The following is a 20,534-nucleotide window of genomic DNA, read 5'->3' as shown; positions in this document are numbered from 1 at the left end:
CACCACGTCCGGTTCGACCGCGGCGATGGTGTCGGCGATCCCCGCCCGACCGCCCGGCACCCGGCTGCCGCCGAGCCAGATGTTCTTCCCTGACACGCCCTCGGCGTATTGGCCCGGAGGGACGTAGCCCCCTCCCCCGGAGGACACGGGTAAGGCGAAGGGGCTCACCGCCCCTTCGGCCAGGGGCGTCGACGCCGCCCCGGACCGGGGGCGTCAGGCGGCCGGGCGCCAGTAACCCAGCGCGTTCACCCGCGCCTTGGGGAGGGCGAGTTCCTTGCGGATGTACGAGGCAAGGGTACGGGTGGTCACGGTGTCGCAGGCGATCCACACGTACGCCGTGGTCGGATCGCCGATCAGCGCGGGCAGCGCCGCCTTGACCTCGGCGACCAGATGGCGCCCGCCGTCCCGCCGGGGCACGGTGCGCAGTTCGTGGCGCTCGGGGTCGAGTCGCAGCGGCAGCCCGGCCGCGCCGTCGGCGTCGGCCCCTCCGTCAGCCCCTGCGTCGGCGGTCTCGAAGAAGACCGTCGCGGGGACGTCGGGCAACGCGTCGAGCAGGGAGTTGATCGCCGGCAGGGACGCGGGGTCGCCGATGGCGACGATCCGCGGCGGCAGCGGTGCGGGTGCGCCGAAGCCGGTGCCCTGGAGGGTGGCGTCGACGGTGTCGCCCGGGGCCGCGGCGCGCGCCCAGTCGCTGGCCGGACCGTCGTGCAGGGCGAACTCCAAGCTGAAGGTGCCCGCTTCGGGGTCCGGGTCCACGAGCGTGTACGCCCGCTGGTGCGGCTTGCCGGCGTTGTCGAACCAGACGCGGACCCACATCGTGGGGTGCACCCCGGTCTGCGCGAGCATGCCGCCGTCCGTGAAGTGCACCCGGTGGTAGCGCTCGGTCACCCGCTCCGAACCGACCACCGTGAACGAGAAGTCCCTGCCGCGCATCAGTTTGAGGACGACGCCCTCCCAGCCGTGCCCCACGTCTGACTCCTCCCTGTTGGTTGGCGTTTGTACGCCGAACATCCGTGCGTTAACTTAGGTCAGCCTAACCTAATTTTGGCTGGGATTTACTGCTGAGGGGCGGGAGAAGCGTGAACGTCAAGATCTACCGTGACGCCTGGGGGGTCCCGCACCTGCGGGCGGACACCGCGGACGAGCTCGCGTACGCACAGGGGTGGAACGCCGCCGCCGACCGCGGATGGCAGATCGAGGTCGAACGCCACCGCTCCCAGGGCACCTCGGCGTCCTTCCTCGGCCCCGACGCCCTCCCCTGGGACCTGTTCGCCCGCCGCAGCCGGCTGGACGACACCGCCCGGCGGTGCTTCGACCGGCTCGACGACGCCACCGCCGCATGGGTCACCCGCTACGTGGCGGGAGTGAACGCCGGCCTCGTCGAAGGCGCCCGGCGCGCGCCCCAGTTCGCGGACACCGGACTCGACCCACGGCCCTGGGAGCCCTGGGTGCCGCTGGGCATCTGGCTGAGCACCCACGTCCTCTTCGCCGGCTTCCCCACCAAACTCTGGCGCGAGGAGGTGGCCCGCGCCCTCGGGGACGGGGCGATCGAGCTGTTCTCCGTGGAGGGCGCGCACAGCTCCGGCAGCAACGGCTGGCTCGTCGGCGCGGACCGCACCGCCCACGGCGCGCCGCTCGTCGCGGGCGATCCGCACCGGCCGATCGAGGACCCCGGGGTCTATCAGCAGGTCCGGCTCGCCTGCGACGCGTTCGACGTCGTGGGGCTCGCCGTGCCCGGGGTGCCCGGCATCGCGCACTTCGGCCACGCGGGCGCGGTGGCATGGGCGATCACCAACGCCATGGCCGACTACCAGGACCTGTATCGGGAGCGGTTGCGCGAGGCCCCCGACGGCTCGGGCGGCTGGCAGGCCCTCGGTCCGCAGGGCTGGCGGCCCGTCAGCGTCCACACCGAGACGGTGGAAGTGGCCGGCGCGCCGGCGGTGGACGTCGAGGTGGTGGAGACCGAGCGCGGCCCCGTCGTCGTCGGTGAACTCGGCGACGGCGACGTGCTGAGCCTGCGCACCCCGCCGCGCGTCACCTCCGAACTCGGCTTCGCGAGCCTGCCGGCGCTGCTGCGGGCGCGGACCGTCGCCGACGTCGACCGGGCCCTGGACGGGTGGGTGGAGCCGGTGAACGTCGTCCTCGCCGCCGACACCGAGGGCGGCCAGCTCCACCGGGTCGCCGGTCGGGTGCCCTCGCGGCACCGGGACAACTCCCTGCGCCCCGTGCCCGGGTGGGAGCCCGCCCACGTCTGGCACGGCTGGCGCGCCACCCCGCGCACCGCCGTCGGCGCCTTCGCCGTCATGGCGAACGAACGCGGGCTCGCGGCGCCGCTGGGCGTGGAGTTCGCCCCGCCACACCGGGCGCGACGCATCCGGGAGCTGCTGCACGGCCGGCGCACCTGGACCGCCGAGGGCATGGCGGAGATTCACCGGGACACCCGGCTGGACTCCGCCGGGCCCCTGTTGGCGCTTCTCGAAGAGGTGCCGGGGCTGAGCCCGGAGGCCGAGCGGCTGCGCGCCCGACTGCTCGCCTGGGACCGTCGGATGGACGCCGGGAGCACCGACGCCGCCTGCTACGCCGACGTCCGCGCGGCGGTGGTCCACCTGATCGCCGCCCGCCCCGAGTTGAAGGCGCTCGCGGAGAACGTCGAGTCCCGCGCCTGCCCCGAAGCGATGCGGCCCTGGCTCGCGTTCCTGCCCCGCGTCGCCTTCGCCCTGGAGGGGCTGCTGACGGATCCGGGGGCTTCGGTGCTGCCGCCGCACGACCGGATCGAGGTCGTCCGCGGCGCCGTGGAGCAGGTCGCCGCGGACCACCTCGCCCGCCGCACGGAGGCTCCCGAGCCGACCTGGGGCGCCCGGCACCGCCTCGCCCCCTGGCGGGCGCGCCCCGAGGCGGATGCGGACGAGTGGCCCGAGGTGCCCGGCGACCACGACTGCGTGCTGTCCGCCTCCAGCGTCCCCGGCGTCACCGACCTGAGCACCCGCGGCCCGGCCGCCCGCTTCGTGTGGGACCTGGCCCGCCGCGACAACAGCCGGTGGATCGTTCCGCTGGGGGCGTCCGGAGTCGTCGGCGCCCCCCACCGGCGCGACCAACTCCCCCTGTGGCTAAGGGGCGAACTCGCCCCCGTCGTCACCGACTGGAACCGACTCACCGAGGAGCACTTTTCCGCCATGTCCACCGCATCCCCCACCCCCCTGCGCAAGGCAGTCCACGAGCAGACGGTCGACGGCTTCGGCCTGGTGCGCGTCGTCCCGCTGGACCCGATAGCCGACCTCGACCTCGTCCACGGCTGGGTCACCGCCGAACGCGCCCGGTTCTGGGGCATGCAGGACCACACCCGCGAACAGGTCCGGGAGACCTATGCGTACGTCGACTCCCTCACCACCCACCACGCGTTCGTCGTGGAGCGCGACGGCAGACCGGTCGCCCTCTTCCAGACGTACGAGCCGACCGCCGACCCGGTCGGCGAGTGCTACGACGTCGAGCCCGGCGACATCGGCGTCCACCTGCTGATCGGCCCCGCGTCCGACCAGGTTCCGGGCGGGGAGCGGGGGTTCACCCAGGCACTGCTCGTGGCGCTCGTCGGGTACGTCTTCGGCGACCCGCGCCACCTGCGCGTGGTGGTCGAGCCCGACGCCCGCAACGAGAAGGCCATCGCACGCATGCTCAGGGCCGGCTTCGAGGCGGGCCCCGAGATCCAGAAGCCGGAGAAGCGGGCGCGGCTCGCCTTCCTGCGCCGGGAGCGGTGGGCGGCGCACGGCTGAGCCGGGCGTACGTCCGGAGCGCGCCGGGCGCGGGGGCGAAGGGGCCGCGCCGTCGGTCGCACGACCCGGCGCGCCCGACGCGCGGACGGCCGTCGGACACCCATGCGGATCCGGACGATCGCACGGGTGTCTTGCCCGGGGCCCCCTTCCGCCGGACCGGCCCGGCAGGGTACACATGTGCTGATCACCCCCCTGACACACCGACCCGTACCGCCCATGGCATATGCCTCGGGCACCAGCTCGTCGAGTGTTGCCAAACGCCTTACGAGCCCTCGCTCCCTGTGCAAGAGTCGTAACGGCCCCTTGTTCGGACCGTCCCAGACCTGGCCCGAGGCCATGCCTGCATCGGAGTACGACATGTCGTCCCATGTGTTCGCGGACCGTTCCGGCGCGCAGCCGCCGCGGCGCGGGCCCGTCACCGGCCCGGTCGCCGTCGACGCCCTGATCAGCCGCACCCGGCGGCTGCGCGGCGAGGTGGACGCCGTGCGCCCGAACCCGCCGATGGACGAGGACGACCCGCACGTCCGCTGGCAGCGGGCGCTGTGCGACCTGGCGGTCCATCACCTCGACGACCTGGGCGCCCAGTTGGACCAGCTGCGCGAGGGCCTGGACGCCCCGGGCCCCGACGTCGACGCGTACGATCCGTACGCGTTCCGCCCGGCCGGCTCCGGTGAGCTCTTCGGCCACGAGGCCGACCACGCGCAGAGCTCCGGATCGCTGCTCAGCCGGGTCGGCAGCGCGGAGTGGAACCTCCTCACCGACGGGGTGAACTGGTCCGACGAGCTGTTCGCCATCCTCGGTCGCCCGCTCGACGGCGGTCCGATGACCCTGGACGAGCTGCCGTCCGTCGTCCACCCGGACGACCAGGCCCTGTTGACCGCACTGGTGACCGGCTGCCTGGTGGACGGCCGGCCCATCGACGGCGAGTTCCGCATCGTCCGCCCCGACCGTCGGGAGCGCACGGTCCACATGATGGGCGAGCCGGTCCTCGACGCCGACGGGTCCACCGCCTCCATGTGGGCGGTGTTCCGGGACGTCAGCGCCCTGCGCCGGAGCGAACAGGCCGTGCGCGACAGCCAGGAGACGCTCCGCCGCCAGCAGCACGCCGAGCGCACCGAGCGCCGGCTCGCGGTCGAGTTGCAGGAAGCGGTGCTCCCGCCCTGGCACGGCTCGCTGACCTTCCCGCTCGGCGGCCCGGCCGAACTGGACGTCGCCGCGCGCTACTTCCCGTCCGCCAACAGCGCACTGATCGGCGGCGACTGGTACGACGCGCTTCAACTGCCGGGTGGCGGATCCCTGTTGAGCGTCGGCGACCTCACCGGCCACGGGGTGGCCGCGACCTCCTCGATGGCGATGCTGCTGGGCGCCCTGCGCGGCATGGCGGTCGCCGGCATCGAGCCCCGCCGGCTGATGGAGCACCTGAACCAGCTGATGGAGACCGCCGCCCAGCCCACCCTCGGCAGCGCGGTGTGCTGCCGCGTCGACCCCGCGGGCCGCACCCTCACCTGGGCGCAGGCCGGGCACCCCGCCCCGCTGCTGTTCCGCGACGGGACGGGGCGCGCGCTCACCCCGCCGGACGGCGTGCTGCTCGGCGCCGCCGCCTCGCCCGAGTACGAGCAGGCCGACGTCGACCTGCTCCCCGGTGACCTGCTGGTGCTGCACACGGACGGGCTGACCCGCACGAGCGCGGCCGACGCGACCGACCACACCCCCCTGCTGGACCTGGCGCCGCGGCTCGCCGCGGCCGGGACCGCGCAGGACGGCCTGCGGGCCGTGGTCGAACGCTTCGGCGGTGACGGGCGCGAGGACGACGCCTGTGTGATGGTCGTGAGGATCGGTTCCTGAACTGCCGGGCGCCGCCCCTCAGACGAGGGGGGTGCGCGCCTTGCGCGACGGGCTCGTCGGCATGGCCAGCGCGATCTCCTCCCGTAGCCCGTCGATGGTGCCGTACCCCTTGTACCGTCCGGTCAGCCGGTACATCTCGCGCAGCCGGTGCCAGGTGCGGTGCGAGGACGTCTCCCCCATCGACGCCAGCGCGAGCCGGGCGTAGCGGTCGGCCTCCTCCGGGTCGTCGGAGATGAGGCAGGCGGAGGCCATCGAGATGTAGTCGAAGATCTTCGACCGCTGACGGCCGCCCTCGCGCAGTTCCAGCGCCTTCTTGGCGTGCCCCTGGGCCAGGGGTGCGGCCGAGGGGTCGTGCTCGGCGAGCGTGCGGTACGCCAGCGCCTGCATGCCGTGCAGGTCGGCCTCGTCGAACATCTGCATCCAACTGGGCGGCGGCACGTCGCTCTTGTCGGAGACGAACAGGTCCTCCGCCTCCCCGAGCGTGCGCCGCATCGCCTGACCGTGCCCCATCGACGCCTGGGCCCACGCCTCGATGGTGCACAGCATGGCTTGGGTGCGCGGCAGGGTCTCCTCCCCCGAACCGGACTTGGCGAGCTTCATCAGGTCGAGGGCCTCGTCGGGCCGCCCCAGGTGCACCATCTGGCGGGCGGCGCGCGACAGCGCCTCACCGGCGCGCGGGCGGTCGCCGCCCTCGCGCGCCGCGTGCGCGGCGATCACGAAGTACTTCTGCGCGGTGGGCTCCAGGCCCACGTCGTGCGACATCCAGCCGGCGAGCACGGCGAGGTTGGCCGCCACCCCCCACAGCCGTCGCTGGAGGTGTTCGGGGTGGCGGTAGGCGAGCATGCCGCCCACCTCGTTGAGCTGGCCCACCACGGCCTTGCGCTGGAGCCCGCCGCCGCGGGCGGCGTCCCAGGCCCGGAACACCTCCACGGACCGCTCCAGGGCCTCGATCTCCTGCGACCCGATGGGGGCCGCTTCGTAGCGGTCGTACCCAGCGGGGTCGGCGGGCAGGGGTCCGGTGGCGAAGGGGGAGTCCTGGACGAGTGCGGGGTCGGTGTGGAGCCAGTCGTACATGGCGCTGCTGAGTGCGGAGCCCGTGGCGAGCGCTGCGCCTGCGCCCACCAGCCCGCGTCGGTTGAGCATGAGGTCCATTCCCGTGAATTCGAGGAGGACCGCTGCCGTCCGGCCGGTCGGCCAGGAAAGTGCCCCCGGGTCCGCCGCGTGCTCCGCGGCCCGCGCGCCCTTTCGTCTGCCCGCTCGTCCGTTCCGGACGAATCCCAGGTCCTCGGTGGTCACGACACGGCCGAGTCGCTCCGTGAACAGCGCCGCCAGCACCCGCGGAACGGGGTCGCGCGGGGTCTCCCCCATGTCGATCCACCTCCGCACCCGCGAGGTGTCGGTCGCCAGCTGCGGATGGCCCATGGCCGCCGCCTGCCGGTTCACCAACCTCGCGAGTTCGCCCTTGGACCAGCCGGCCAGGCCGAACAGGTCGTTGAGGCGGGCGTTGGGTCCACCGGTCACGTAAGCCCCCAGGTTCTCGGCTGAGTTGACAGTAACCCTCCGTCAGATGGGTGGCGACTAATCGCCAGGGTTCGCCAGGGTCCGCCAGATGGTGTGCCACCCGCGCGCTGGTGTGACGTAGGAACGCGCCACCCCGGCCCGGCGACCGCCGCGTTCCCCAGGGCGTGAGGTTTCGCCGGGGCGGGGCAGCGCACGCAATCCGTCGGCGCACGAAGGGATCTGTCACCCCATGCACGCAGCATCGTCCGCCGTGACCGCGCCACCCCAGTCCCCGCGTTCCGCAGCGGCGGTCGGAGCCGGACCTCAGGTCAGGCGTCCCCCGCGGTTCAGGGGGGCCGCCGCCCTGGTCGGCCTGCCGCTCAGCGGGAGGATCGACTTGTCCGGACCCCAGGGCGCCCAGCTGAGGATGGCCGTCGCCTCGGTGCACCGGATCTGTCCGGAGTTCCGTCCGGTGCAGGTCCTGCGCCGCAGCGGCCGCTCGGTACTGATCGTCGGGACGACCGGCCGCACGACGGCGGTCGCGAAGTGCCTGCTGGACCACTCGCCGGTGTGGACCGAGCGCTTCCGGCACGAAATAGCTGCATATCGCACTTTCGTTCGGCACCGTCCTCCGGCGCGGCTGCCGCGGCTGATCGCGGCCGACCCGGACAACTGCACCCTGGTGATCGAGCGGATGCCGGGCCGGGCCGCGGGCCTGAGCAGGCACCCGGTCGAGGCTCCGCCGCGGGCGGACATCCGCGCCGTGGTGGGGGCCGTGGTCCGGCTGAACGACTGGCGACCGCCGGCCGGGCTGTTCGCCGCGCCGCTGGACTACGCGTCACGGCTCTCCCGCTACCACGAGCTGGGGCTCTTCACCGACCGGGACCTGGGCGACCTCCAGAAGCTGCTGCACGGGCTGGCGAACGCGGGTCACCGCGGGCCGATCGGCGAGTTCTGCCACGGCGACGCGCTGCTCTCCAACGTCCTGCTCTCCCCCACGGGGCCGGTGCTGGTCGACTGGGAGCACACCGGGTGGTACCTGCCGGGGTACGACCTGGCCACGCTCTGGTCGGTCCTCGGTGACGCGCCGGCCGAGCGGCGGTGGATCAGTCAGCTCGCCCAGCGCAAGGGGCCGGCGGCACGGGACGCCTTCCTGGTGAACCTGATGCTGGTGTTGACCCGGGAGATCCGTACCTACGAGACCGCGGTCCAGCGGACTATGAGGGAGGCGCCCCCCGCGGGAGGCGCGGTGCCCACCACCCCGAGCGGTCTGTCGACGGGCGAGGAGCAGCGGCTGCTGCTGCGCCGGTTGCACGACGACTGCGCGATGGCCCGGCGGGCGGTGCGTGCCGCGGTCGGTACGCGCTGAGAGCGGCGACGGACGGGCCGCTGGCCCGCAGAGCCGCGGAGAAGTGCCGTGCGTCCGGTGTTCACTCACCGGGTGCACGGCACTTCTGCGCGTCCGGTGAGCAGGTGGGTCGTCACGGGCCCGCTGCTGCCAACGGAGGAATCGGCCGGATCTCGTGAACTCCGTTGCACACGGACGGCATTGGCATGGACCTGAGACGCCGTGCAGGCCGGCGGCGGCGTGCCCTTGAAAGTTCCGCGACATGCCTCCTGACGTGGGGTGTTCCGCTGCGTCACGCATGTTTGACGGTCCGTGTGGCAACCGATACCCCTGAAGCAGGCCCTGCTTCGCACGCCCGTCGCGCACCGTACGCACCCGGAGGCCGCCGTGCACCGATCCGTTCACCCGTCCACGCGTCGCGCGCGCCGTGCACGCCGGGCCCTCCCGCGGGGGTCGGGCGCTGCGGTGGCGTCCGCGGCCCTGCTGCTGTCGACGCTGACGCCGGGCGCCGCGGCCACCGCACCGCGGGGCCCGGACGCGGCGCCGGCGACTGAGTCGCTCCAGCGGGACTTCGCCCACGCCGCCCGGCAGTACGGGGTCCCGCAGGGCGTGTTGCTGGGGGTGGCGTACCTCCAGTCGCGGTGGGACGGCCACGGCGGGGCGGCGAGCGTCATCGGCGGCTACGGCCCGATGCACCTCACCGATGCCCGGACGGCGCTGGCGAGCGCCCCGAGACCTGGGCACGGCGCGCACGGCTCGCACGACGGGCGCGCTGGGCGCGACGGGGTCCCCCGTCCGACGGTGCACGCCGGCGCCGCGGTGCGGACGCCCGCCGCCGTGCCGGACACCGCCTCGCTGCCGGCGCGGCTGCGGACCCTGGAGCGGGCCGCCGCACTGTCGGGGCTTGCGCCCGAGGAGCTGCGCACCAGCGCCCGGGCCAATGTGCTCGGGGGCGCGGCCCTGCTCGCCGACGCCCAGCGGCGCCTGGGACGGGCCCCGAGCCCGGATCCGGCGGACTGGTACGGGGCGGTGGCGGCGTTCTCCGCCGCGGACGACGCGGCGACGGCGAGCGCGTACGCGGACGACGTCTTCGAGGTGATCCGCACCGGTCACAGCCGGCGCACCGACGCCGGCCAGCGCGTGGCGCTCGCACCCGACGCGGGCGCGGTGGCCGACCGCGCGCAGGTGGCGGGGCTGGGGCTGCGTACCGCCGACCGAGGGCGGACGGAGTGCCCGCGCACCGTGTCCTGCGAGTGGGTTCCCGCGCCGTACGAGGAGCTCGGCGAGGGCGACTACGGCAACCACGACAAGGCCGACCGGCCCGTCTCCCAGTCGGTGCGCCACATCGTCGTCCACGACGTGGAGGGGTACTGGGACTCGGCGCTGCGCATGGTGCAGGACCCCGCGTACGTCTCCTGGCAGTACACGCTGCGCTCCTCGGACGGGCACGTCGCCCAGCACGTGCCGCTCAAGGACGTCGCCTGGCACGCCGGCAACTGGTACGTGAACGCCACGTCCGTCGGGCTGGAGCACGAGGGCTTCCTGGCCGCCCCGGACGCCTGGTACACGGAGGCGATGTACCGCTCCTCGGCGCGGCTGGTGCGTCATCTGGCGAAGCGATACGGGATCCCGCTGGACCGTCAACACGTCATCGGCCACGACAACGTGCCCGGTTCGACGGCGGCCGGCGTGCGCGGCATGCACACCGACCCGGGGCCGTACTGGGACTGGGCCCACTACTTCACGCTGCTGGGCCGGCCCTTCGAGGCCGCGGCGGGGCCGCGGTCGGCGGTGGTGACGGTGCGTCCCGACTACGCGCACCACCGGCCCCCGTACACGGGCTGCGTCAAGCCCGGCGAGCCCTGCGCGCCGCACGGTTCCGGGGCGGTGCGGCTGCACACGGCGCCGTCGGCGGACGCGCCGCTGGTCAAGGACATCGGGCTGCGGCCGGACGGCAGCGAATCGACGACCAACGTCAACGACGTCGGCGCCCGGGCCTCCACCGGCCAGCAGTACGCGGTGGCGGAGCGCCGCGGCGACTGGACGGCGATCTGGTACCTGGGCACGAAGGCGTGGTTCCACGATCCCGCCGCGCAGCCGACGGCGGTGGGCGCGCGGGGCGTTGTGCTCACGCCCCGGGAGGGCCTGGCGGAGGTGCCGGTGTACGGCAGGGCATATCCGGAGGCGGCGGCGTATCCGGCGGACGTACCGGTGCAGGCCCTCTCCCCGCTGCCGTACCGGCTGCTCGCGGGGCAGCGGTACGTGGTGGGCGACCGGGTGCCCGGCGAGTACCTGTACGCACCGACGTTCGACACGTCGGCCCACCGGGTGGTGCGCGGCCAGGAGTCGTACTACCAGATCCAGTTCGGACACCGGATCGCCTTCGTCAAGGCGGCCGACGTGACGCTCATGGGATCATATGACTAATCCATCCAGAGCGTGGGCCATCCAGGTGATGGGCAGGACACGCCGGTAAACCGTTCCGTCTGACCGGAAAGGCCCGGCACGCATGGCACAGCCCTTCGTCCTGCCCGACTTCTACCTGCCCCACCCGGCGCGCCTGAACGCCCACGTCGAGACGGCGCGGACGCACACCCGCGCGTGGGCGCGCCGGATGGGGATGCTGGAGGGGTCCGGCATCTGGGAGGAGAGCGACCTCGAAGCGCACGACTACGCCGGACTGTGCGCCTACACCCACCCCGACTGCGACGCGGAGAAGCTGTCCCTGGTCACCGACTGGTACGTGTGGGTCTTCTTCTTCGACGACCACTTCCTGGAGACCTTCAAGCGCACCCAGGACCGGGCGGGCGGCCAGGCGTACCTCGACCGGCTGCCGGCCTTCATGCCGATGGCCCCCGGTCGGCAGGTGCCGGAGCCGACCAATCCGGTGGAGGCGGGCCTCGCGGACCTGTGGCAGCGGACCGTGGTGCACATGGGTCCGGCGTGGCGCGCCCGGTTCGCCGAGTCGACGCGCAATCTGCTCAACGAGTCCATCTGGGAGCTGTCCAACATCAACGAGGGGCGGATCGCCAACCCCGTCGAGTACATCGAGATGCGCCGCAAGGTCGGCGGCGCGCCCTGGTCCGCGCAGTTGGTGGAGTTCGCGGCGGACGCGGAGGTGCCGGCCGCGGTCGCCCGCACCCGGCCGCTGCGGGTGCTGACGGAGACCTTCGCCGACGCCGTGCACTTGCGCAACGACCTCTTCTCCTACCAGCGGGAGGTGGAGGACGAGGGCGAGTTGAGCAACGGCGTCCTCGTGCTGGAGACCTTCCTCGACTGCCCGACGCAGGAGGCCGCCGAGGTGGTCAACGACCTGCTGACCTCGCGCCTCCAGCAGTTCGAGAACACCGCGCTGACCGAGGTCCCGGCCCTGTGCCGGGAGAAGGACCTGTCCCCCGCCGAGTGCTCGGCGGTCGCGCTGTACGCCAAGGGCCTCCAGGACTGGCAGTCCGGCGGCCACGAGTGGCACCTGCGCTCCAGCCGCTACATGAACGAGGGCGCCGCCCCGGGGCGCTCCCTGCTCGGCGGCGTCCTCGGCACCTCCGCGCTGGACGTCACCACGCTCTTCGGCCGCCCGGCCGCAGCCCGGCTGCGCACCTTCACGCACGTGCCGCACCAGAAGACCGGCCCGTCCCTGCTCCCCGACTTCGACCTGCCGTTCCCCCTGGCGCTCAGCCCCCACCACGAGCAGGCCCGGGAGCGCTCCGTGGCGTGGGCGGAGCGCACCGGGCTGCTGGGCGACATCTGGGACGGGCCGCTGCTCCGCGGCTTCGACCTCGCGCTCTGCGCGGCCGGCATCGACCCCGACGCCACGCCCGAGGAGCTGACGCTCAGCGCCGAGTGGCTGACCTGGGGCACCTACGCCGACGACTACTACCCCATCGTCTTCGGCCGGACGAAGAACCTCGCGGGCGCCCGACTGACCAACGAGCGGCTGCTGGCGTGCATGCCGCTCGACGAGCCGGCAGCGGCTCCCGCGTACGCCGTCAGCCCGCTGGAGCGCGGTCTTGCCGACCTGTGGGTGCGCACCGCCGGCCCCATGGCGCCCGACGCGCGGCAGGAGCTGCGCGACGCGATCGCGGCCATGTTGGAGAGCTGGCTGTGGGAGCTGCACAACCTGACGCAGCACCGCGTGCCGGACCCCGTGGACTATCTGGAGATGCGCCGGGACACCTTCGGCTCCGACCTCACCCTGCTGCTGTGCCGGCTTCGGCGCTCGCAGCGGCTGCCGGCGACGGTGCTGCGCAGCGGGACGGTGCGCAGCCTGGAGAGCGCTGCGGTCACCTACGCCTGCCTGGTCAACGACCTCTTCTCCTACCAGAAGGAGATCGAGGTCGACGGCGAGGTGCACAACGCCCTGCTGGTGGTGCAGACGTTCTTCGGCTGTGACCACCGGGCCGCGCTGCGGATCGTCGACGACCTGCTGCGGGGCCGGTTGCGGCAGTTCCTGCACGTCAAGGAGAACGAACTGCCCGTCCTCGTCGCGGACCTGGGGCTCGACGCCGACCAGCGGGCGCAGCTCGACGCCTACGTCGGGGAGCTCCAGGACTGGATGGCGGGCATCGTGAACTGGCACCGGAACGTCCGTCGTTACGGCGAGGACGACGTCCACGCGGGCGCCGGCACCGCGCGCCTCGGCCAGCCCTCGGGGCTGGGGACCGCGGCGGTCCGGCTGGCGACCCTGTTGGCGCGCTGACCGCCGGGCCCCTCACGACACAAAGCAGCGCCGCGCGATCTCCTCGGATCGCGCGGCGCGACGCGCCCGGGCCGCGGGCGTCAGCCCTGCTGGAACAGCTCCGCCGGCAGCGGCTTCAACAGCGCGTAGAGGTCGTCCGTGATCGGCCGGTCCCAGCTCGCGATGGTGACCAGGACGTCGTCGCTGCGGTCGAACTGGACGCAGGAGATCCGGCTCTCGGAGAGCTTGAGCCGGCGCACGATCAGCAGGTTGTCCCCCTGCATCACGGGCACTTCCTCCGAGCCCACGACCTCCACCGGCTCCTCGTTCTCCAGCGCCAGCAGCAGCTGCGCGACCTCGAAGGGCACCTGCCCCTGCGCCAGCTCGCGCGCCGGGGAGCCCTGCGGCAGGTTCCCGATGATCATCGCGGGGCCACGGCCGCCGAACAGGTCGTACCGGAGGAAGACCCCCTGGCAGGTGCCGTCGGGCGCGGGCAGCAGGCCCGCGCCGAGATTCCCGGGCCAGTCCCCCGGGTCCATGGCCAGGACGTCGAAGTCCGGGCCGGCGGGAGTGGCGGCGCTGCGGCGGCGGAGGAAGGACATACCGCCATGGTACGTGTCCGGAACCGGTCGGCCGGACCGGGGGCGGCCCCGAAACGCCGGGCCCGGGCCCGGCCAACGCACCGGTGGCGCACCGTCCCCGACCGCCGGGGACGAGCCCTACAGCAGGTCGCCCGGGCCCGCGTGCCGAGGGGCGACGGGCAGCAGCGGGGGCGCGCCGGGCTGCTCCCCCTGGCGGGGTGACGGCACGACGGGCGGCTCCCACTCCGGGGCCGGCGGCTCGCCGGGCCGCCCACCCGCCGCCGTCAGCTCGTCACGGGCCGTGGCGGCGAGCGCGTCCGCGCCGCACCGCAGGGCCGTCGTCAGCCCGCGCGCCAGGTGGTCGACGCCCTCGCGCACCCGGCCGGTGCGGCACAGATGGGTGCCGAGGGCGACCAGGGCCCGGGCGAGTTCGTACGCCGCGGATGAACGTTCCAGCGCGGCCACGGCCTCCGTCAGCAGGGACGTGCGCTCGTGCTCCTCGCCGACTTCGGCGGCGACCCGCAGGGCCTGGCCGACGACGGACGGCGCGGCGAACCGACGGGCGCGCTCCAGCGCGTCGCGGGCCGCGGCGCGGGCCCGGTCGGGGGCGACGGGGTGTTCGGCGACGGCGAGGTGGAGCTGCCAGGGGCACCAGGCGGGGTTGCGGATGCCCCGGGCGTCCAGCCGGTGGCCCGCCGAGGCCAGTTCGCCCACCGCCTCCGCCGTGCGGCCCCGGGCGAGGAGGAGTTCCCCGTACACGGTCTGGGCGTCGGGGAAGGTGACGGCGGCCGGGAACGGCTCGCCGAAGTCGTGGTCGCGGGCGATCGCCGTCGCTTCGTCGACCCGGCCGCGGGCCAGCAGCACCGCCACGAGGGTGGCCACCGAGTACCACTCGGCGGGGGTGCCGCGGCCCACGCGCTCGGCGAGCCGCAGCCCGGCGCGGCCGTGCTCCTCTGCCTCCGTGAGGCGTCCGCGCCGGTAGCGGATGTACGCCAGCAGGGTGTACGCGAAGGACAGGTGCGCGCCGCGCCAGCCGTGGTGTTCGAACTCGGCGGTGCCGGCGGCGAACAGCTCTTCGGCGCGCTCGGGGCGATCGGCGTACAGGAAGGTGAGCGCGACCAGGGCGGGCACTTCGAATCCGCGGTCCGCGACGGCCCAGCTCAGCCCGCCGTCGAGGGCGCGTTCGGCGTGCTGGAGCGCGACGGGGGCGGGCTCGCCGCGGAGCGTGGCGTCCCAGGCGCGCAGTCCGAAGACGTACCGCTCCGTCACGTCGCGGCCGGTGAGGCGGTCGGCGAGCCGGGCCAGTCGCCGGGAGCGGGCCGGGGACTCCTGTTCGTCGGCGCGGAAGGCGTCCCACATCAGGCGGTGGGCCCGGAGCCTGAGGCGGGCGCGCGGGTCGGTGGTGCGCCGGGCCTCGCGGGAGAGCAGTTCGGACGCTTCGGCGAGGCGGTCGGAGTGGGCGAGGACCTGGGCGAGGCGGTACACGATGCCCTGGCGCAGCGCCGGATCGCGGATCGGTTCGTCGAGTGCGGCCCGCAGGTGGTTGACGGTGGTGGCGGGCTCGGTGAGCAGTGAGGCGCAGCCCAGTTCGTACAGGACGAGGGCCCGCTCCTCCGGCACGGGCGGCTCGCGCAGGGCGCGGGCGAGGAAGCGGCGGGCGGCTTCGGGCGCCCCGGCGCGCAGGGTCTCCCGGGCGGCGGCGCGCAGTTGGCGCACCGCCCAGGAGTCGCTTTCGGGGTGGGTCTCCAGCAGGTGGCGGGCGGCGGCCGTGGCGCCGAGTCCGGCGTCCACCGTGCACCAGGCGGCCTGGCCGTGCAGGGCGACCCGGACGGCGTCGGGTATCGCCCGGTACACGGCCGTGGCTATCAGGGGGTGGACGAACTCCAGGGTGTCGGCGCCGGTGAGGATGCGGGCGCCGCGCAGCCGGTCGGCGGCGTCGGCGGCCTGTTCGGTGCCGAGCCCGGCGACGGCGGCGGCGAGTTCGGGCGGGATCTCGGTGCCCAGGACGGCGCCGGCCCAGGCGAAGCGGACGGTGGAGGGGCCGAGGCGTTCCAGCCGGGCTATCAGCCCGCTGCCCTTGACGGCGGCGGCCAGGTCCCGCAGCAGGGGCGCGCCGGCTTCGGTGGGTGCGATGCCGCGGTCCCGGACCTTGGCGAGGAGCTCTATCGTCTCGAAGGGGTTGCCGCCGGTGACGACCCAGCACTCCCGGCAGAAGGCGGCGTCGGCCTCGGGGCCGAGGTGTTCGCGCACCAGGGTGCCCACGGCGGGTGCGGTGAGGGGTTCGAGGTCGAGCGGGCGTCCGCCGGCGCGGCCGGGCAGACGGCGGAACTGGTGGGCGTGCTCGGGCAGTTCCTCCGGCCGGTAGGCGACGACGAGCAGCATCGGCAGCTCTTCGGCGCGCGGCGCGAAGGAGGCGAGCCAGCCGAGGGACTCGGGGTCGGCCCAGTGGGCGTCGTCGAGGACGAGGACGAGCGGGGCGCTGGTGAGCGCGAGGTGGGTGAGGACCCAGTCGAGGCCGTCGCGCAGCCCCTGGTGGTCCGGGGGCGAGCCGTCGGTGTCCGCGCACAGCCCGAGCGCGGGGCCGACGATGGCGTACCAGCTGCCGAGCCGGGAGCGCAGTTCGGCCTCCCGGTGGCCGGCGAGCCGGGGTTGCAGCAGTTGGCGGGCGACGTGGAAGGCGACCTGTTGTTCCTGTTCGCCGCCGCGGCCCGAGAGCACGGTGCAGCCGCGGGCCGCGGCCCGGCGGCGCACCTCGGCCAGCAGGGTCGTCTTGCCGAGTCCGGCGGGGCCGGCGAAGGCGAGGAGTCCGCCGCGCGGGCGGTCGGCCTCGGGACCGTCGGCGCAGTGGTCGGGATCGGCGGGGTCGGCGTCGGCACGATCGGGTTGCAGCTCGGCCAGCGCTTCGTCGAGCGCGGCCAGTTCCGCCTCCCGTTCGAACAGTCGGCGGCTTGCCGCGCCTGCTCGTCGCCTCATGTGCAACCCCCACGCCCGGTCGCACGCCCGGCAGGTGCGGGGGCGCCGAACACACGTCGTCGAGGGACCTCAGGGTACGCGGACCGGCGGCCGTCGGGGCCCGGTCCGCCCGACTTTCCCGGCTTTCGGCAGGATCCCGGACGTTCCAGTTGCCGAAACTCCCGGTCATCCGGTAACGGGCGGATCGCGTGCGACGCCGTCACGGCGGGCGCGCCGCTCAGGTCAGGTCGAACTCCCCGTCACGGGCGTTCAGCACGAAGGCGCGCCACTCGGCGGGGGAGAAGATCAGCGACGGGCTTTCGGGCCGTCCGGCGTTGCGCATCGCGATGAACCCCTCCACGAAGGCGATCTGGACGTCCCCCGCACCGTGGCTGCCCGAGCGCCAGTCGGCGTTGCTGAGGTCGAGGTCGGGCTTGTCCCAGCCGGAGAACGGCTGGGCGGTGGTGGTACCGGTGGTGCTGTCGGCCACGATGAGGCTCCTCCCGCGCGGTTTCGTCGGTCAGCGTAGCGACCGCGCCCCCTCGCCGACAGGCCGCTGACGGCGGCCCAGGCCCACGGCCGGTCAGCTGGTGGGGGGTTCGGCGCCGACCAGCCACATGGCGAAGAACTGCGAGCCGCCGCCGTAGGCGTGTCCGAGGGCTCGGCGGGCCCCTTCCACCTGGTGCTCCCCGGCCGCGCCCCGCACCTGGAGGGCGGCCTCGGCGAAGCGGATCATGCCGGAGGCGCCGATGGGGTTGGTGGACAGCACCCCGCCCGAGGGGTTCACCGGCAGGTCGCCGTCGAGTGCGGTGACGCCGGACTCGGTGAGCTTCCACCCCTCCCCCTCCGCGGCGAAGCCCAGGTTCTCCAGCCACATCGGCTCGTACCAGGAGAAGGGGACGTACATCTCGACGACGTCGATCTCCCGGCGCGGGTCGCTGATCCCGGCCTGTCGGTAGACGTCGGCCGCGCAGTCCTTGCCGGCCTGCGGGGAGACGAAGTCCTTGCCGGCGAAGAGCGTCGGTTCGCTGCGCATGGCGCCGCCGTGCAGCCAGGCCGGGGGGCGGGGCGAACGGGCCGCGCCGGCGCGGTCGGTGAGCACCATGGCGCAGGCCCCGTCGGACGACGGGCAGGTCTCGGAGTAGCGGATGGGGTCCCAGAGCATGGGGGACTCCTGGACGCGGGCCAGGGTGAGGTCGTGTTCGTGCAGATGGGCGTAGGGGTTCTTGAGGGCGTTGCGCCGGTCCTTGTACGCGACGAGGGAGCCGATCGCGGGCGGTGCGCCGGTGCGCCGGACGTAGGCGCGCACATGGGGGGCGAAGAAGCCGCCGGCGCCGGCGAGCAGGGGCTGTTGGAAGGGTACGGGCAGGGACAGGCCCCACATGGCGTTGGACTCGGACTGCTTCTCGAAGGCGAGCGTGAGGACGGTGGAGTGCACCCGGGCGGCGACGAGGTCGGCGGCGACCAGGGCGGTGGAGCCGCCGACGGAGCCGGCGGTGTGGACGCGCAGCACGGGCTTGCCGACGGCGCCGAGCGCGTCCGCGAGGTACAGCTCCGGCATCATCACGCCCTCGAAGAAGTCGGGGGCCTTGCCGATGACGACGGCGTCCACGTCCGCCCACGTCAGTTCGGCGTCCGCGAGGGCGCGCAGGGCGGCTTCGCGGACGAGTCCGGCGAGGGAGACGTCGCGGCGGGCGGCGACGTGCTTGGTCTGGCCGACGCCGACGACGGCGACGGGCTCCTTGTGCGCGGCCGGTGCGGCCGGTGCGCGGACCGTCGGCATCACGAGTCCCCTTCCAGGACGGCGATCAGGTTCTGTTGGAGGCAGGGGCCCGAGGTGGCGTGGGCGAGGGCCCGCTGTGAGGCGCCGCGCTGGATGCGGGCGGCGGCCTCGCCGATGCGGACGAGTCCGGCGGCCATGACCGGGTTGGCGGCGAGCGCCCCGCCGGAGGGGTTGATCCGTACGCCGGCGTCGAGGTCGAGGGCGCGGCGCAGCACGACTTCCTGGCTGGTGAAGGGCGCGTGCAGTTCGGCCGTGTCGACGGGGCGTTCGAAGGCCCCGGCGCGCTCGGCGGCGAGCCGGGTGGAGGGCGAGTCGGTGAGGTCGCGCACGCCGAGGGCGTGCGCCTCGATGCGGTGGTCGATGCCGCGGATCCAGGCGGGGCGTTCGCACAGCTCGCGGGCGCGGTCGCCGGCGGCGAGGACCACGGCGGCGGCGCCGTCCCCGATCGGCGGGCAGTCCCCGGTGTGCAGCGGGTGGACGACCGGGTCGCCGTGGTCGACGTCGCCGCGCAGTTGGGCGCGGGGGTTGGCGGCCGCGTCCGTGCGGCTGCGGGCGCCGATCGCGGCGAGTTCCGCCTCGGTGGTGAGACCGGCGTCGAGGAGCGCGCGGGCTTGCAGCGCGGCCAGGGCCACCGAGTCCGGCCACAGCGGGGCGAGGTAGTAGGGGTCGAGTTGGCGGGTGAGGACGTCGCGGAGCCGGCCGGGGGACGACTTGCCGTACGCGTACACCAGCGCGGTCTCGGCCTGACCGGTCAGCAGCTTCACCCACGCCTCGTACAGGGCGAAGGCGCCGTCCGTCTCCACGTGGGACTCCGCGATCGGCGGCCAGGCGCCGACGCCGTCGAGAGCCATGGTGAAGGAGAAGGCCCGTCCGGCGAGGTAGTCGCAGGAGCCGGAGCAGGTGAAGTCGATGTCGCCGGTGCGCAGCCCGGTGCGCGCCAGCACCTCGTGCAGCACCGGCATCAGCATCTCGACTTCGGAGACGTCGTCGCTCGTGCGCCGGGTCGGGCTCTGGGCGAAGGCGACGACGGCGACGTCCCTGGCGGGTCCGACGCGTCCGAGCTGCCTCGCGTCCCTCGTCCGCGTCACAGCAGCTCCTTGTAGGCGTCGTAGTCGGCGTCCGGTTCGCCGGTGGGGCGGTAGTGGTCGGGGTAGCGCCCGTCGTCGGTCCACACGGGTTCGACCCGCAGTCCCATGCGGACCTCGTCGTACGGGATGCCGCCGATCCGGCCGTGGAGGGCGAGGTCGGCGCCGTCGAGGGCGATGTGGGCGTACACGTACGGCACCTCGATGTCGAGGTTCTTGGCCTTGATGTTGACGATGCAGAAGGTGGTGACCGTGCCGCGCGGGCCGACCTCGACCGGGTCGGTGGTGGCGACGCCGCAGGTGGGGCAGGCGCCGCGGGGCGGGACGTACACCTTGCGGCAGCGCGGGCAGCGTTCGCCGACGATCCGGCGTTCGGCCAGAGCGTGCAGATGGCGGCTCTGGGCCCGGCCGGGTGCGTAGGTGTAGTCGAGGCGGGCGGGGGTGACGATGCCGGTGACGGGGTCGTCGAAGGTGCCGGAGTGCTCGCCCCCGGCGTTCTCGGGCGGTCCGTCGTACGGCTCGAAGCAGACGATGTCGGTGATGGCGCCGGTGCGTGTCGCGGCCCAGCGGATCCGCACCCGCAGGCCCGTGCGCACGGCCTCGGGGCCGGGGGCGTCCAGGGCGTGCAGCAGCGCGGTGTCGGCTCCGTCGAGCCGGACCAGCACCCAGGCGAAGGGGGTGTCGAGGGGCTGGCCGCGGCGGGGTTCGGGATTCCAGGCCCAGGTGGTGACGGTGCCGGTGGCGCCGACCTGCACCAGGTGGCGCAGTTCGGCGGCGGTGTCGGGGTCGTACTCGACCGGAGGCACCAGGACCCGGCCGTCCTCGGTGCGCACGCCGAGGACGGTGGACTCGCGCAGCCCGGTGAGGAAGGCGCTCTGCACGGGCCCGAGGGAGCGGGTGAAGGGGAACTCCACGATCAGCGGGGCGACGAGCGGGGTGCGGGCAGCGTTCGGTGGGGACGGCGGGGGGGAGGTGGCGGCGGACGTCATGGGCTGCTC

General features: G+C 74.1%; 13 protein-coding genes. 5 read left to right on the top strand and 8 right to left on the bottom strand.

Going from position 1 to position 20,534, the window contains the following annotated elements; translation table 11 throughout:
* Positions 1-213: 213 nt before the first annotated feature.
* The gene (locus AB0E05_RS22390; RefSeq protein WP_361966118.1) at positions 214-969 is read right to left on the bottom strand and encodes a siderophore-interacting protein; all 756 of its coding nucleotides are present in this window, start codon (positions 967-969) and stop codon (positions 214-216) included.
* Between the two features lie 110 nt (positions 970-1,079).
* On the opposite strand from AB0E05_RS22390, the gene AB0E05_RS22385 reads away from it, so the two are divergent.
* Both AB0E05_RS22385 and AB0E05_RS22380 read left to right on the top strand, forming a co-directional pair.
* A complete protein-coding gene (locus tag AB0E05_RS22385) occupies positions 1,080-3,767 on the top strand; it encodes a GNAT family N-acetyltransferase (RefSeq protein ID WP_361966116.1) in 2,688 nt (895 codons plus the stop codon).
* A gap of 357 nt (positions 3,768-4,124) precedes the next feature.
* The gene (locus AB0E05_RS22380; RefSeq protein WP_361966114.1) at positions 4,125-5,612 is read left to right on the top strand and encodes a SpoIIE family protein phosphatase; all 1,488 of its coding nucleotides are present in this window, start codon (positions 4,125-4,127) and stop codon (positions 5,610-5,612) included.
* Between the two features lie 18 nt (positions 5,613-5,630).
* Here AB0E05_RS22380 and AB0E05_RS22375 read toward each other — a convergent pair whose 3' ends face one another.
* The gene (locus AB0E05_RS22375) at positions 5,631-7,133 is read right to left on the bottom strand and encodes a hypothetical protein (protein WP_361966112.1); all 1,503 of its coding nucleotides are present in this window, start codon (positions 7,131-7,133) and stop codon (positions 5,631-5,633) included.
* Positions 7,134-7,362: 229 nt separating this feature from the next.
* Here AB0E05_RS22375 and AB0E05_RS22370 point away from each other — a divergent pair, with 229 nt between their 5' ends.
* The 3 genes from AB0E05_RS22370 (at position 7,363) to AB0E05_RS22360 (ending at position 13,156) form a co-directional block, all read left to right on the top strand.
* On the top strand, positions 7,363-8,481 hold the full coding sequence (locus tag AB0E05_RS22370) for an aminoglycoside phosphotransferase family protein (RefSeq protein ID WP_361966110.1): 1,119 nt from the start codon (positions 7,363-7,365) through the stop codon (positions 8,479-8,481).
* A 474-nt stretch (positions 8,482-8,955) separates the two neighbouring features.
* On the top strand, positions 8,956-10,887 hold the full coding sequence (locus tag AB0E05_RS22365; RefSeq protein ID WP_361966145.1) for an N-acetylmuramoyl-L-alanine amidase: 1,932 nt from the start codon (positions 8,956-8,958) through the stop codon (positions 10,885-10,887).
* 82 nt (positions 10,888-10,969) lie between these two features.
* Positions 10,970-13,156, top strand: a complete 2,187-nt coding sequence (locus AB0E05_RS22360) for a terpene synthase family protein (RefSeq protein ID WP_361966108.1) — start codon at positions 10,970-10,972, stop codon at positions 13,154-13,156.
* An 80-nt stretch (positions 13,157-13,236) separates the two neighbouring features.
* Here the strand turns inward: AB0E05_RS22360 and AB0E05_RS22355 are convergent, their stop codons facing one another.
* The 6 genes from AB0E05_RS22355 to AB0E05_RS22330 all read right to left on the bottom strand — a co-directional run bounded on the left by AB0E05_RS22355 (position 13,237) and on the right by AB0E05_RS22330 (position 20,525).
* The gene (locus AB0E05_RS22355) at positions 13,237-13,737 is read right to left on the bottom strand and encodes a hypothetical protein (RefSeq protein WP_361966106.1); all 501 of its coding nucleotides are present in this window, start codon (positions 13,735-13,737) and stop codon (positions 13,237-13,239) included.
* Between the two features lie 117 nt (positions 13,738-13,854).
* Complete coding sequence (locus AB0E05_RS22350) at positions 13,855-16,689, bottom strand: AAA family ATPase (RefSeq protein WP_361966104.1); 2,835 nt, start codon at positions 16,687-16,689, stop codon at positions 13,855-13,857.
* A gap of 217 nt (positions 16,690-16,906) precedes the next feature.
* Positions 16,907-17,158 carry a DUF397 domain-containing protein gene (locus AB0E05_RS22345; RefSeq protein WP_361966102.1) on the bottom strand — a complete coding sequence of 84 codons (252 nt, stop codon included), beginning with the start codon at positions 17,156-17,158 and terminating at the stop codon, positions 16,907-16,909.
* 93 nt (positions 17,159-17,251) lie between these two features.
* Positions 17,252-18,451, bottom strand: coding sequence for a thiolase domain-containing protein (locus tag AB0E05_RS22340; protein ID WP_361966100.1), 1,200 nt, complete (start codon positions 18,449-18,451; stop codon positions 17,252-17,254).
* Positions 18,451-19,539, bottom strand: a complete 1,089-nt coding sequence (locus tag AB0E05_RS22335) for a thiolase domain-containing protein (RefSeq protein ID WP_361966098.1) — start codon at positions 19,537-19,539, stop codon at positions 18,451-18,453. Before AB0E05_RS22335 ends, AB0E05_RS22340 begins: the two co-directional genes overlap by 1 nt.
* On the bottom strand, positions 19,536-20,525 hold the full coding sequence (locus AB0E05_RS22330) for an OB-fold domain-containing protein (protein ID WP_361966096.1): 990 nt from the start codon (positions 20,523-20,525) through the stop codon (positions 19,536-19,538). The genes AB0E05_RS22335 and AB0E05_RS22330 overlap by 4 nt, the downstream gene beginning before the upstream one ends.
* Positions 20,526-20,534: the final 9 nt, after the last annotated feature.

The sequence above is a fragment of the Streptomyces sp. NPDC048057 genome, assembly GCF_040653095.1.
Classification (GTDB): Bacteria; Actinomycetota; Actinomycetes; order Streptomycetales; family Streptomycetaceae; genus Streptomyces.
This window is presented reverse-complemented; position numbering and strand designations above follow the sequence as displayed.